Source organism: Geobacillus subterraneus (genome assembly GCF_001618685.1).
In the GTDB taxonomy this organism is placed as follows: domain Bacteria; phylum Bacillota; class Bacilli; order Bacillales; family Anoxybacillaceae; genus Geobacillus; species Geobacillus subterraneus.
The window spans coordinates 2,367,559-2,381,430 of record NZ_CP014342.1; the positions used below are offsets into that span (position 1 = coordinate 2,367,559).

Below are 13,872 nucleotides of genomic sequence, written 5' to 3' on the forward strand. Positions count from 1 at the left end.
AGATAATGTCGGCAACGATATCCCCCTCTCCACTTCAATGGGATAGAGGTTGCGATGGGTAAAAGTAGTTTCGCTGAGGCCGGAGCGCTGATGAAGCGGAATGAAAGGATTCATCGCCGAAGTTTGCGGCGCGCTCCGGCGGCGCAAGCTGGGCCTGCGGCCGAACAGACGCAGGACTGCCATCGTTCTAAGGCGATGGAGCGCTATCGCATTCAGTTGGATGCGGATGTGTCATGCACCCGTTGAAACGATAAGGGTGCTTTTTTATTGTTTATCTTTGGTGAAGAAAGGAGTTTTCCATCTTGAATAACAACCGGCAACTCGGATTTTGGGTGTTAACGGCGTTAGTCGTTGGCAATATGGTCGGATCCGGCATTTTTATGCTGCCGCGCTCATTGGCAGAGGCGGCGAACCCGATTGGCGTCATGTTCGCCTGGCTATTGACCGGCGTCGGCGTGTTAATGACGGCGCTTGTGTTTGGCAACTTGGCGATCCGCAAGCCGAACTTGGGCGGCGGGCCGCAAATTTACGCGAAGGAGCTGTTTCCGAAAGGTTCGAACTTGTCGATTTTATCCGGTTTTATGTCGTCGTGGGGCTATTGGGTCGGCAACTTTGCCGGCAATGTCGCCATCATCACGACGTTTGCGAGCTACTTGTCGACATTTTTCCCTGTATTAACGAGCGACAAAACCGTTCTCACGATGGGCTCGTTTACGCTAAAGCTTGGGAATTTGCTTACCTTTCTCGTCTGCACGGCGCTTCTTTGGGTGATGCACGCCATTATTTTGCGCGGCGTAGAAGATGCCGGCAAGTTGAATTTCGCGGCGACAGCGGCGAAAGTGCTCGGCTTTTTCCTGTTTATTGTCATTGCCTTATTCGCTTTTGACAGAGCGATCGTCGGTCCGCTTGATGCCCCGCGTTATGACGGAGACGGACAGCCGCTCGGCCTGCTTGGACAAATTAACAACGCCGCGTTAGCGACGCTTTGGGCGTTTGTCGGTGTTGAATCGGCGATGGTGTTCGCTTCGCGGGCGCGCAAACAGGCGGATGTGAAGCGGGCGACGATCGCCGGTCTTTTGATCGCTTTGGCCATTTATATTGGCATCAGCTTTTTGGTAATGGGCGTCTTGCCGCAAGACAAGCTCATTCAATCGGAGAAGCCGCTCGTTGATGCCATTGTCGCCATCGTCGGCCCGGGCGGCGGCTACGTGCTTGCTGGTCTTGGTCTCATCAGCTTGCTCGGTTCGACGCTCGGCTGGATTTTGTTGAGCGCAGAAGTGCCGTACCAGGCGGCGAAACAAGGGCTGTTTCTGCCGGCCTTTTTGAAAGAAAACAAGAAAAACGTGCCAAGCTTCTCGTTGACGCTATCGAATGCATTGGCCCAGCTGTTCATTTTCTCGACCATTTCCCATTCGATGGCGGCAGCGTTCGACTTTGTCATTTACATCGCTACGCTCGCCTATCTCGTTCCGTATTTGATCGCCTCTGTCTTCCAGCTGAAACTCGTGCTCACCGGGGAAACGTATGGGGCAGCGCACGGACGGCTGGCTGACGGCGTGATCGCTGCTTTGGCGACCGTCTACTCCGTCTGGGTCGTCATCGCTGGCACAGCGGACATGAAAACGTTCCTGCTCGGCGTCGCCTTGCTGGCCAGCGGCGTGATCTTCTACCCGCAAGTGAAAAAAGCGGCGCAGCAAACAAACGAAAAAGAAAAATTATCAGCGTAACAAACACCGAACGTCCTTCAACGGGACGTTCGTTTTTTTATTGCCGGCAGGATTTTTCTTTCGAAACACGAAATAAGATACTATCCTAACTTTACTTTATGGAAAGAGGAGGTCGCTCATGAACAATGGACAACCGCTGAAACACCGCGGCATGACTGTAGAAGATCTGCTTCGCCTCCGCTCGGTGCGCGATCCGCACTACGCGCCGGACGGAACGCGCGGCGTGTTCGTGCAAAAATCGATCGATGAGGAAAAACAATACCGTTCCCATCTATACATATGGACCGAAGGCGGCGCCGTCCGCCAGTGGACGTTCGGCCGCTGGCGCGACACGAGGCCGCGCTTTTCCCCGGACAGCAAAACGATCGCGTTTTTGTCCGACCGCTCCGGGCGCACACAGCTTTGGCTGTTGCCGGCTGACGGCGGCGAAGCGCGCCAGCTGACGTTTTTCAAAAACGGGGTGCGCGATTACGTTTGGACGCCGGACGGGGCGTTTCTCATCGCTTTGACAACGCTTGGCGACAACGAAACGATCGACGACCGGGAAGAGCCGGAAAAAAAGGAAACGAAGCCGGCTGACCTGAAACCGCGCGTGGTGGAGCGGCTCTACTACAAATCAGACGCATCGGGTTTTCTTGACGGCAAACAGGCGGTGCTCGTGCGCATCGATGCAACGTCAGGAAAAGCGGAAGCGTTGACAAACCTCGAGGAAGAAATCGGCTCATTTGCCGTTTCGCCAAACGGGCAGACGCTCGCCTTTGTCGCCAATCGGAACAATGATCCTGACACCATGTTTACGCGCGACATCATTTTGCTCGATCTCGAGAAAAAAACAGAAACGAACTTGACGAACGGATGCGGCACATTCGCCTCGCTCGCCTGGTCGCCGGACGGAATGAAGCTCGCGGCCATCGGCCATGATCTCGCTTATCTCGGAGCGACCATTCACCGTCTCTACGTCTTTGAACTAGAACGTCAAACGAAGCGGGTGCTGACCGCCGATTGGGACGTTCATCTCGGCGATGCGATGGTCGGCGATACACACGCCGATGCAAAAGGCCCAGGCCCGGTTTGGAAACATGACGGAACCGGTGTATACGTCACCGCCTCGGAGCGCGGACGCGTCAACGTATTTTTCATCCCGCTTGACGGACCCGTCGTTCCGATCATCGAAGGGGACTTCCATGTATACGGCCTCGCCATCCATCCGAACGAACAGCAGGCCGTTGCCGCGATTAGCGAGCCGACAGTGATTGGGGATTTATATGCCATCTCACTTGAAAGCGGCGCAAAAACGCGGCTCACCACGGTCAATGAAGCGCTCGAGAACGAAGTCGCGCTCGCTGATGCCGAACCGTTTACCTACCAATCAACAGACGGTTCGGACATTCAAGGTTGGGTCATGAAGCCGCCCGGGCTTGGCGGCGGAGAAAAAGCACCGCTTATCGTCGAAATTCATGGCGGCCCGCATACAATGTACGGATTTACGTTTTTCCATGAATTTCAGCTGCTCGCTTCTTCCGGCTATGCTGTGCTGTTTACGAATCCGCGCGGAAGCCATGGATACGGCCAACCGTTTGTCAATGCAGTGCGCGGCGATTACGGCGGCATGGATTATGAAGACATTATGGCCGGCGTCGACGCCGCCATCAAGCAGTTCGCCTTTATTGACGAGACACGTCTTGGCGTTACCGGCGGCAGCTACGGCGGATTTATGACGAACTGGATCGTCGGGCACACCGACCGCTTCCGAGCCGCCGTCACCCAGCGCTCGATTTCCAACTGGCTCAGCTTCGCCGGCGTGAGCGACATCGGCTACTTTTTCACGAAATGGGAAGTTGGGTGCGACGTCTGGGAAGACGCCGAGCGGCTTTGGCATCATTCGCCGCTCAAATACGTCCAACATGTGCGCACGCCGCTCTTAATTTTGCATAGCGAGCATGACTATCGCTGCCCGATCGAGCAGGCGGAACAGTTGTTTATCGCATTGAAACAACTCGGGCGGGAAACGAAACTTGTCCGCTTCCCCGATGCCAATCACGATTTGTCGCGCACCGGCAACCCGGCACTTCGCCTCGAACGGCTTCGCCAAATCGTCGGTTGGTTTGATCATTATTTGAAAGGACCACTGGATTAATTTGAAAGGAGACGCGCCATGCACGCCCTTGTCATCGGCGGGACAGGCATGTTGGCTGATGTGTCGCTTTGGCTTGTGCGGGAAGGATATGATGTGTCCGTCATCGCCCGCCGCTACGGACGGATGAAGCAGCTCATCGACCGCGCTGGACAAATGGCATCCATCAATCCGCTTCTTGTTGACTATCGCGATCAAGAAGCGCTTTGTTCCCTAATTTCCCGGGCCGTCCAAAAAAACGGAACGTTTGCTCTAATCATTGCGTGGGTGCATACAGACGGAAACCAGGCGCTGTCCACTGTCATCAAAAAAAATAGCGGACATCCCGGCCCTTGGCGGTTGTTTCACGTGCTCGGCAGCCGCGCCGATCCAGCCGAGGCGAAATCGGAACTCTGTTTGCCTGTCGCTTGCCTTTATCGGCAAGTTCAGCTCGGTTTTGTCGTAGAAGAATACGGTTCGCGCTGGCTCACCCATCAAGAAATCAGCGGCGGCGTCATTGATGCCATTCGGCGTGATGCGCCGTTTCATCTGGTCGGCACCCTAGATCAATCAGAGAAGAAGCGCCCGCGTTAACGGGAGGCGCCCGCTCGGGACGAACGAGAGGGCGCCTTGTCTCCCATTGCTGCGGATGATTTCACGACGGGAGCAACTCCACATAATCGCCCGTTTTTAAACCGGCCGCGTTCGCTTCATCGGTGTCAATGTGCATATCTAACGCAAAGTCTTCGCTGACGCGGACGATCACTTCGTCAAAAATGAGGGCGCGCTCCCCTTGCGTTTTCACTTTCACGACTTGCTTGTCGCGGACGCCAAACGTTTCCGCATCTTTCGGCGTCATATGAATGTGGCGCTTGGCAATGATGACCCCCTTGTCCACCGTCACCGTCCCGTTCGGCCCGTGAATCGTAATGCCCGGCGTTCCTTCAATATCGCCAGATAAGCGGACAGGCGGCACAACACCGAGCTTGAAGCTGTCCGTTTTCGAGATTTCAAGCTGGGTGAGCGAACGGACCGGGCCAAGGACGCGGACATTTTCGATTTTCCCTTTCGATCCTTCCACCGTTACTGTTTCCTTAGCGGCAAACTGGCCGGGCTGGGACAGCGGCTTGAGCACTGTCAACTCGGCGCCTTCCCCGAACAGCGCCGCCATATGTTCTTTCGATAAATGAATATGGCGATTCGATACCCCAACCGGAATCATCATGACGATCTCTCCTTTTTCTAATGTTGTTTTCTTTAAATAACGTGTCCATTTTCGGCAAAAATTAAAGAGACCGACGAATGGTCAGTCTCTGTTTGGCTGGGCGTTTTTCGCTCCGTATCCTAATTTTTTCAGCAAGGCGATCGCTTGCTCTTTTTCCTCCGCCGTAAGCGCTGATACCGTTTCATGAATTTTTTCTGCATGTTCCGGAAAGACGTGCTCAATGAACCGCCGGCCTTCTTCCGTAATCGATGCATACGTGACGCGCCGATCCCGTTCACAGGCCCGGCGGACGATCAACCCTTTGTTTTCCAGTTTGTCGACAACGTAAGTGATGCTGCCGCTGGCGAGCAAAATTTTTTCGCCGATTTGCTGGAGCGGCTGGTCGCCTTTATGGTATAGCAGTTCTAACACCGCAAACTCCGTCGGATTCACCCCGAACGAGTGGATCGATTTGTTTACTTGGTCGCTGACGGACCGATATGCCCGTGACAGTACGATAAACAGTTTCAATGATTGCTCAAGCGCCTGCTCTTTCTGTTCCATGGCATCCAACCCTTTACAATTGACCGTTTCCTACTTGCATTATACCGAAACGGCGAACAGACAGGCAACCGTTTTTGCCGGCTGCCTATGCATTTTGCTCGCCACCGTTTGTTCATTTCGTTATGATAATTTATTATATGGCGGCGCTTGGGCGATTGTCACATTTTTATTATTGGCGCATATGAAAAAGTAAAGGAAGATGAGGAGGGATCGAATGAACCAAGTGTTAGCCGGCAGTGTGCTTTCCGCCTTATCCACCGGGCTTGGCGCCGTGCTGATTTTGTTTATGGCCAAATCGCTCACCCACCAGTGGCGTGACGTACTGCTGGCCTTTTCCGCCGGCATTATGATGGCGGCTTCGATGATGAGTCTCATTCCGGAATCGTTAAAATCAGGGGGCTTCAGCACGTTAACAGTAGGGCTTTCCGCTGGCGTACTTATTTTGACGTTGCTTGAAATGACCGTCCCCCATATTGACTTGGAACATACAAAAAGCGGCTTGCAATTTGATGAAAAAGCGATGCTCATCATCGCTGCCATTACGTTGCACAACCTTCCTGAAGGATTATCGGTGGGAGTCAGCTATGCATCCGATGCCGAGACGACTGGCAATTTGATCGCGTTGGCCATCGGCTTGCAAAATGCGCCGGAAGGATTTTTAGTCGCCTTGTTTTTAGTCAATCAGCACATCAGCCGCTTCAAAGCCTTTCTGATTGCCACATTAACGGGGGCGGTCGAAATCGTCACATCGCTGCTCGGTTTTTATTTAACTTCCCTCTTCCGTGGTTTAGTCCCGTACGGATTGGCGTTTGCCGCCGGAGCCATGCTGTTTATTATTTACAAAGAGCTTATTCCCGAAAGCCATGGCGACGGAAATGAATGGACATCGACATATGCGTTTATTATTGGTATTTTGTTTATGATTTTTCTAACGGAATCGTTTTAACGTAATGTCCGACAGAAGTCTCCCACCTCAAGGAATGTGCAGGGCAAAGCCCGATGGTAGGTGGGAGATGAATGTCGGTTGGCGATCGCCAACTGATGTGGTAATCTATTGTTAGAACGGACGCCTTCGGAGCGAAGGAAAGCGTAAAGGGTTCTTGTGTGTGGCTTACCGTTCGGCGAACACGCACAAGTCGCTTGAAGCCCCCACCTCCAAGCGAAGCGTAGGTGGCGGGTAGTTCACCAAAAACCCCGCTGCCGCACAGGCAACGGGGTATGTTCATTAGTGGCTGACTTCCTCCTTTTCTTCGTACGGATGGGCAACCCAGCCGGACGGATCGATAAACAGACGGACAGCCACAACTTGCCGGTCATCCATCAATGTGAAGTAGTGCGGATTCCCTTCCGGCACGGAAATGACATCGCCCGCTTCCAGCTCGACATCAAAATAACCGGTTTCTTTGTCGCCTTTGATGATGAAAATGCCGTGGCCGGCCGTAATGGCGCGCACTTCATCTTCCGTATGGACGTGCACTTGTTCAAATTTTTTCAGCAGCTCTTCCAAGTTTGGCGTCGCCTCAGACAAAGCGACGATGTCCCACGTTTTGTAGCCGCGGCGCGCTGCCAAGTCTTCGATCTCGTCTTTAAATGTCGTCAAAATTTCCGCTTTCTCTTCATCGCTTAACACATACTTGTCACGCAAATGTTCCGGCAGTTTCGTAATGTCCCAATGCTCGTACAAGACGCCTTGGCTGTTTAAAAAGGCGCGGACATTGTCTTCACCTTCGATTACTTGACCCGTTTTTTTCACTTTGATGACTGCCATCGTCAAAATCCCCCTTTAACAGTGTATCAATTAGTCAGCTAGCGGCACGGCGGCCCGTTGCAGAAGCAGCCGCTTCACCTGCCAGCTGAACAAAAACTCCCACGCTTCCAAATGTTTTTTCGCTTCAAATGCATCGCGGCCCCAGACGGTAATGCCATGGTTATGGATCAATACCGCGCCCGTATCGCCGTCGACATGTTTCGCAAATTCGGCGGCCAACGTCGGGATGTCGGCGTCATTGTCAATGATCGGAATGCGCACCTCGGCATTTTCTTCCCAAATACCGAACGCTTTAATGATTTCCTGGCCGGAAAAAACCGCTTCCCCGTTTTGGGCGTACACGTCGGAAATGATGTTGTTGTCGACCGTATGGACGTGCAACACGCAGCCAGCGTTCGTCTGCCCATAAATTTTTGTATGCAACAGCGTCTCCGCTGACGGCTTTACATGTGTTTGCTCCGCTGGTCGGCCAGCGGCGTCAACGAGCAGAAAATCTTCGTCTGTCTGCTTCCGTTTGTCTTTGCCGCTGGCCGTGACAAGAAAGGTGAGCGGATCGTTTGTCACTTTGATCGATAAATTGCCGCTTGTCGCGAAAAACCAGTCACGGGCGGCAAGCTCGGCCTTCACCTCGGCGAGCTCGTTCCATTTTTGCACGACGATGCTCATGCCGTCACCTCCATCTGCTGCAAATGATCCATCACATCAAAAAACGTCGCAAACGGCGCATGGGGCAAATCGAGCGCTTGGCATTTTTTGAGCAGAAAATCGCGCGCCAGCACGTAATCCGCTTGTTTTGCCGCCGCTAAATCGGTAATCGAATCGCCGATGACGACATGATACCCGTTCGGGTGGGCCAGCTTCCGAAGAAGCGACGGCTTGCAGCAGCCGCAGCCGTTTTGGCACTCGCCGTCGCACGCGTAGGGCCATGTGATGCGGATCGTCTCGCCGCTGAAATCGGAGCCGTTGCAAAAAATGCGCTCTCGTTCGATGATCCCGTCAAGCAGCGGGTAGACAAAAAAGTCGATCCCGCCGCTCACCACATAGAGCGGAATGCCCTGCTCTTTCGTCCAAGCGGCGAATTCGCGAAACCCTTCGCGCAAACGGGCGGTGCGCCGCAGGAAATCGACGATCTCGCCCTTTAGCGAAGACGGAAGGAGGGAAAACATGTTTCCGACCCCTTCTTGAACCGAGATGCGCTCGGCGAGAATGTCGTCTTTGAGCGCCTCCCACTCCGGCGGGGCAAACTGTTTCATAATAGCGATAATGTTGTCGTTTTCCGTAATCGTGCCGTCAAAATCACAAAAGAGAACAAGCTGTCTTGTCATGCTTCCACCTCAACAGCGCCCCAGCGGTCGATCGCTTTTTGCAGCGCTTCGTTTTCTGTCGCCGCTTCGCGGAGCAGACGGCCGGCAAGAGCCGCGTCGATGGCAGCGCGAAACGCCTGCCCGCCGCCGATCGCCCCGTCCGGATGGCCATGAATGCCCCCGCCGGCGTTGACGATGCTGTCAAGGCCGAAATCGCGGACAAGAAGCGGCACGAGCCCCGGATGAATGCCGGCCGATGGCACCGGAAACGCCCGCGCAAACGGCTCTTGTTCATCGGTGAGCGCCCGGGCGATGCCAAGCGCCTGCTCGCGCTCAAGAGCGACGCTGCCGTACGGCGACGGGAACAGGACGAAATCAGCTCCTGCGAGCCGCAACAGCTTGCCGAGCAACAGCGACGGGGCGACCCCGTAAAACTCAGACGGCGTGATGGCGCCGCTAAACGCCGGATGAGCCATGATCGGCACGGTGATGTTCTCATCCGCGCGCAGCTCTTGCAACACATCAAGCCCGTAGGCGAACACGTTAAACAACAGCACGTCGGCGCCAAGCTCGGCGGCCCGTTTCGCTTTCTCTTTCAGCTCAAACGTTTTGCCGGTCAAGTTGACGGCATACAGCGTCCGTTTGCCCGTTTGTTCATACACTTCCCGAAGCGCGGCCTTTCCTTCCGTAATCCGCTTTTCCAACGGCAGCTGCTCGCTGTCAAACAAAATTTCGTCATCTTTCACTAAGTCGACGCCGCCAAGCGCCTGTTTTTTCAATTCGGACGTCAAATACGCCAAATCGCGGCCAATGATGCCTTTAAAAATGCTCATCAACAGCGGGCGGTCATGCACCCCAACTTTTTCGCGAATGCCGCTGATGCCAAAGCGCGGCCCCGGGAATTGCCGCTTCCACTCGTCCGGAAACTCAAGGTCAAGCAGCCGCACTTCCCCATCAAGCGACAGCTTGCCGAACGTCGTCACCAAGAGCGCCGGCAAATCAGCGCTGAAGTTGACCGTCGGATAGGCGATTTTGACGATCGCCCGCTTCAGCCGCTTGCCGAAATACGCGTTCGTCCGCTCGCTTTCGCCAAGCTCTTCCATAGCGACGACTTCCCCTTTATGTTTGCGAAGCTGCTCCTGCTCCAACGCCGGCAAGTCGGTCCATGTGCCGACCGTCAAGCCGAGCGCGATTCCTTCCGCCTTTTTACGAATGTCTTTCTCGTCATGAAGCAAATACGTTGCAATCACTGCACTCATCATTCATCCCTCTTTCCAAAGAAAAAAGCCTCTTCATAAGAAGAGGCGTCATTCGTTTATGGCGCTCTTCTTATCTCTCAGCGTTTCCGCTGCAAGAATTAGCACCGTGCTTGAATGTACCAAGCCGGTTGCCGGGCTTCATTGGGCTCGTCCCTCCGCCTGCTCTTGATAAGAATGCTTGCGTAACTATACACTTGTCAAACAATTTTGGCGAGTATGGCAAATTTACTTTGAATTATGACAGCCTTTGCCGCCGTTGTCAATCATTTTTTTCAAAACAGTCCGAGGCGTCCGATCCGTTCGGCTGCTTCACAGAGCCTCGCCTCATCGGTCAACAGGCCGACGCGCACATACCCTTCGCCGTGCTCGCCAAAACCGATGCCCGGAGCGACGGCAACATGCGCCCGCTCAAGGAGCACATCGGCAAACTCAGCCGACGACCATCCTTTCGGTACGGGGAGCCAGGCGAAAAACGACCCGGACGGCGCCGGTGCTTCCCAGCCGATGCCGCGCAAGGCAGAAATGAACGTATTGCGGCGCGCTTCATACAGGGCGACAAGCTCGTTGACGCAATCTTGCGGGCCGAGAAGCGCTGCGGCCGCCGCTTCCTGGACGGCGCCGAACAGGCTGACGTACAAATGGTCTTGCAGCAGCTCAAGCGCCCGAATGATCCGCTCGTTGCCGACGGCAAACGCGACGCGCCAGCCGGCCATATTGTACGTTTTCGAAAACGTGTAAATTTCAACCCCGACGTCTTTCGCCCCGTCAACTTCGAGGAAGCTGACCGGCTTTTTGCCGTCAAAACCGATCGCCCCATAGGCAAAGTCGTGCACGACGGCAATGCCGTGCTTGGCGGCGAACGCCACCGTCTCGGCGAAAAACTCGTTCGTCGCCGTCGCACCGGTCGGGTTGTTCGGATAGTTTAAAAACATCAGTTTCGCCTGGTCGGCGACCGCCGCCGGAATGGCGCTGTAATCGGGCAAAAATTGCTGCTCGGCGACAAGCGGCATCATTTCCATCCGCGCGCGGGCGAGCGCGATTCCCGACCAGTAATCCGGATAGCCTGGATCCGGGACGAGCACCGCATCGCCCGGGTTGACGAGGCAAAGCGGCAGCTCGACAAGCCCGGCCTTGCCGCCAAACAAAATGGCGACTTCGCGGGTCGGGTCAACCTCAACTCCGTATTCGCACGCATAAAAGGCGGCAACGGCTTCTTTCAAAAAGGAGTAGCCTTGAAACGGCGAATATTTATGGTACTTCGGATTGGCCGCCGCCCGTTGCATCGCCTCAACGATATGCTTCGGCGTCGGCTGGTCCGGATTGCCTTGCCCTAAATTAATGACATCATGCCCGGCCTTGATTTTCTCTCCCACTTTGGCGACAAGCGAAGCAAAAAACTGCTTCGGCAGCTGTTCAAGCAGTTCGGAAAATGGAAATTCGATCGTCATCGCCCACACCTTCTCAAAAATTCTTCCTTCTCAAAAATTCTTGAAATTCTAGTGCAAAATCATATATCGTAAAAAGCAAAATGTAAAGCAAATTTTTTTCATTGGGGTGAAAAACAATGACCATCCGCATCGCTTGCCTCCAACTCGATATCGCGTTTGGCGATCCGCAAACGAACGAACAGCAAGCCGAAACAGCCGTGCAATCCGTCGCCAACGAAGGAGCCAACATCGTCGTGCTTCCGGAACTATGGACGACCGGCTATGACTTGACGCGCTTGGACGAAATTGCCGATGACGATGCCGTGCGGGCGAAAGCGTTCGCCTCCCGCCTGGCGCAAACATATGGCGTCCATTTCGTCGCCGGCTCAGTCGCCAAAAAAACCGCTGCCGGTGTGACGAACACGATGATTGTCGCCGACCGAAGCGGCCAAATCGTCAGTGAATATAGCAAACTTCATCTGTTCCAACTGATGGATGAGCATTTGTATTTGCAGCCGGGAAACGAGCCAGGCTTATTTTCACTTAGCGGGCTGCCGTGCGCTGGGGTCATTTGCTATGACATCCGATTTCCGGAGTGGATTCGCGCCCATGCGTTGGCCGGAGCGGAAGTGCTGTTTGTCGTCGCCGAATGGCCGCTTCCCCGCCTTCACCATTGGCGGACGCTCCTGATGGCGCGGGCGATTGAAAACCAATGCTATGTCGTCGCTTGCAACCGGGCCGGACGAGACCCGAACAACGTGTTCGCCGGCCATTCGCTCGTCATCGACCCGTGGGGCGAAATCATCGCCGAGGCCGATGAAAAGCCGGGCGTTCTTCTAGCGGACATCGACCCGGCGCTCGTTAAAGAGGTCCGTGCGCGCATCCCGGTGTTTGCCGACCGCCGGCCGCGCGATTACGACGAGGCGGCAAAAAAAATTTTTAAAACGTATTGACAATCCGCCTGCCCAACCTGTATCATTCGAATCAAGCAACCAAACGATTGTTAACATCGTGAAAATTGCAAAAACTCAATAGCCAGATCGGTACTCTTATCAAGAGTTGGCTGAGGGAATTGGCCCAATGAAGCCCAGCAACCGACCGTAATGCTATCGTGAGATAGGGCGCACGCCAAGGGCGGCGCCGGAAGCGACCCGCTTCCGCAGGGCACGGTGCTAAGTCCAACAGAAAGACCGATGTCTTTCTGAAAGATAAGAGGCGCGAAGACGATGCATCTTCAAGCCTCTTTCCGTATGCGAAAGAGGCTTTTTCATTTGCCAAAACCTAAAGGGGGAACGTGAAAATGACGATTGTCCAATCAGCTGTTTACGAACCGCTCACCGAACAAAAAGCGACCGCCCTTGCCGTCCGCCTCGGCTTGTTCCGCGACGGGGCGCCGCTTCTGTGCCGCGAGATCGGCGATGGCAACTTAAACTTAGTGTTTCATATCGTCGACCAAGAGACAAAGCAAGGCATCATCATCAAACAAGCGCTGCCGTACGCGAAAGTCGTCGGTGAAAGCTGGCCGCTCACATTAAAACGCGCGGTCATTGAAAGCAACGCGCTGCGCACGTTTGCCAGCTATGTGCCGCAATATGTGCCAAACGTCTACTACTCTGACGAATCGCTCGCCATCACGGTGATGGAAGATTTGTCCCACTTGCAAATCGCCCGCAAAGGGCTGATCGAAGGGAAAACGTATCCGCTTTTGTCCCGGCATATTGGCGAATTCATCGCCAAAACAGCGTTTTACACGTCTGATTTCGGCATGAATCAACAAGAGAAAAAGAAGTTGGCGCAAAGCTTTGTCAATCCAGAGCTATGCAAAATTACGGAAGATCTCGTCTTTACCGATCCGTTTTTCGACCATGACACGAACAACTTTGAAGACGAATTGCGCCCAGACGTTGAAGCGCTTTGGGAAGATGACCGCCTCCGCCTCGAAGCAGCGAAGCTGAAGCGCAAGTTTTTAACTGAAGCGGATGTACTGCTGCACGGAGACTTACACACTGGCAGCATTTTCGCCAGCGACGACGAAACAAAAGTGATCGACCCGGAATTCGCCTTTTACGGCCCGATCGGGTTTGACCTTGGCCAATTTTTCGCCAACTTGCTGTTAAATGCGTTGTCCCGCCCTGAATCGGAGCGCCGTCCGCTCTTTGATCATATCGACCAGACGTGGGACGTTTTTACGTCTGTATTCTCGGAGCTTTGGCGCACCGAAAGCGTCGAAACGTACGCCGCGACGCCCGGACTGCTTGATGAGGTGCTGCGGCAGGCGTTCGTTGACGCCGTCGGTTTTGCCGGCTGCGAGGTCATCCGCCGGACGATCGGCCTCGCCCATGTGGCGGATCTCGACGGCATTGACCAAAAAGTCGAACGGCTCGCCGCGAAACGGCACGCACTCCGTCTCGGCCGCCGCCTGATCGTTGAGCGTGCCGAACTGGCGGGAACGGACGGCTTCCGCCGCCTGTTCGTCGAAACGGAACGATGACACCCTCTGCCCGGG

13 protein-coding genes and 3 riboswitches are annotated in these 13,872 nt (G+C 54.5%); of the genes, 6 read left to right on the forward strand and 7 right to left on the reverse strand.

What is annotated here, in order from left to right:
* Positions 1-35 precede the first annotated feature (35 nt).
* Positions 36-214, forward strand: a riboswitch (Lysine riboswitch).
* Positions 215-359: 145 nt separating this feature from the next.
* The 3 genes from GS3922_RS11615 to GS3922_RS11625 all read left to right on the forward strand — a co-directional run bounded on the left by GS3922_RS11615 (position 360) and on the right by GS3922_RS11625 (position 4,434).
* On the forward strand, positions 360-1,727 hold the full coding sequence (locus GS3922_RS11615) for an amino acid permease (RefSeq protein ID WP_417935472.1): 1,368 nt from the start codon (positions 360-362) through the stop codon (positions 1,725-1,727).
* 118 nt (positions 1,728-1,845) lie between these two features.
* Positions 1,846-3,864: a S9 family peptidase gene (locus tag GS3922_RS11620; protein WP_020959095.1), complete on the forward strand. Its 2,019-nt coding sequence runs from the start codon at positions 1,846-1,848 to the stop codon at positions 3,862-3,864.
* Positions 3,865-3,882: 18 nt separating this feature from the next.
* The gene (locus GS3922_RS11625; RefSeq protein WP_020959094.1) at positions 3,883-4,434 is read left to right on the forward strand and encodes a short-chain dehydrogenase; all 552 of its coding nucleotides are present in this window, start codon (positions 3,883-3,885) and stop codon (positions 4,432-4,434) included.
* A gap of 61 nt (positions 4,435-4,495) precedes the next feature.
* Here the strand turns inward: GS3922_RS11625 and GS3922_RS11630 are convergent, their stop codons facing one another.
* Together GS3922_RS11630 and GS3922_RS11635 are read right to left on the reverse strand one after the other, a co-directional pair.
* Entirely contained in the window at positions 4,496-5,065 is a 570-nt protein-coding gene (locus GS3922_RS11630) for a phosphate propanoyltransferase (protein ID WP_063166500.1), read from the reverse strand.
* 81 nt (positions 5,066-5,146) lie between these two features.
* On the reverse strand, positions 5,147-5,608 hold the full coding sequence (locus GS3922_RS11635) for a MarR family winged helix-turn-helix transcriptional regulator (RefSeq protein WP_063166501.1): 462 nt from the start codon (positions 5,606-5,608) through the stop codon (positions 5,147-5,149).
* A 214-nt stretch (positions 5,609-5,822) separates the two neighbouring features.
* Here GS3922_RS11635 and GS3922_RS11640 point away from each other — a divergent pair, with 214 nt between their 5' ends.
* Complete coding sequence (locus tag GS3922_RS11640) at positions 5,823-6,554, forward strand: ZIP family metal transporter (protein WP_063166502.1); 732 nt, start codon at positions 5,823-5,825, stop codon at positions 6,552-6,554.
* A gap of 279 nt (positions 6,555-6,833) precedes the next feature.
* Here GS3922_RS11640 and GS3922_RS11645 read toward each other — a convergent pair whose 3' ends face one another.
* The 5 genes from GS3922_RS11645 to GS3922_RS11665 form a co-directional block, all read right to left on the reverse strand.
* Positions 6,834-7,376, reverse strand: coding sequence for a 1,2-dihydroxy-3-keto-5-methylthiopentene dioxygenase (locus GS3922_RS11645; protein ID WP_020959090.1), 543 nt, complete (start codon positions 7,374-7,376; stop codon positions 6,834-6,836).
* 30 nt (positions 7,377-7,406) lie between these two features.
* Positions 7,407-8,042, reverse strand: a complete 636-nt coding sequence (locus GS3922_RS11650) for a methylthioribulose 1-phosphate dehydratase (RefSeq protein ID WP_020959089.1) — start codon at positions 8,040-8,042, stop codon at positions 7,407-7,409.
* The gene (gene mtnX / locus GS3922_RS11655; RefSeq protein WP_063166503.1) at positions 8,039-8,701 is read right to left on the reverse strand and encodes a 2-hydroxy-3-keto-5-methylthiopentenyl-1-phosphate phosphatase; all 663 of its coding nucleotides are present in this window, start codon (positions 8,699-8,701) and stop codon (positions 8,039-8,041) included. The genes GS3922_RS11650 and mtnX overlap by 4 nt, the downstream gene beginning before the upstream one ends.
* Complete coding sequence (gene mtnW, locus GS3922_RS11660; RefSeq protein WP_063166504.1) at positions 8,698-9,939, reverse strand: 2,3-diketo-5-methylthiopentyl-1-phosphate enolase; 1,242 nt, start codon at positions 9,937-9,939, stop codon at positions 8,698-8,700. The genes mtnX and mtnW overlap by 4 nt, the downstream gene beginning before the upstream one ends.
* A 67-nt stretch (positions 9,940-10,006) precedes the next feature.
* Positions 10,007-10,114: riboswitch (SAM riboswitch) on the reverse strand.
* Positions 10,115-10,211: 97 nt separating this feature from the next.
* Positions 10,212-11,387 carry a pyridoxal phosphate-dependent aminotransferase gene (locus GS3922_RS11665; RefSeq protein WP_063166505.1) on the reverse strand — a complete coding sequence of 392 codons (1,176 nt, stop codon included), beginning with the start codon at positions 11,385-11,387 and terminating at the stop codon, positions 10,212-10,214.
* Positions 11,388-11,503: 116 nt separating this feature from the next.
* Between GS3922_RS11665 and GS3922_RS11670 the strand changes: the two genes are divergently transcribed.
* On the forward strand, positions 11,504-12,319 hold the full coding sequence (locus GS3922_RS11670) for a carbon-nitrogen family hydrolase (RefSeq protein WP_063166506.1): 816 nt from the start codon (positions 11,504-11,506) through the stop codon (positions 12,317-12,319).
* Between the two features lie 93 nt (positions 12,320-12,412).
* A riboswitch (SAM riboswitch) is annotated at positions 12,413-12,581 on the forward strand.
* Between the two features lie 85 nt (positions 12,582-12,666).
* Entirely contained in the window at positions 12,667-13,857 is a 1,191-nt protein-coding gene (mtnK, locus tag GS3922_RS11675; RefSeq protein WP_063166507.1) for an S-methyl-5-thioribose kinase, read from the forward strand.
* Positions 13,858-13,872: the final 15 nt, after the last annotated feature.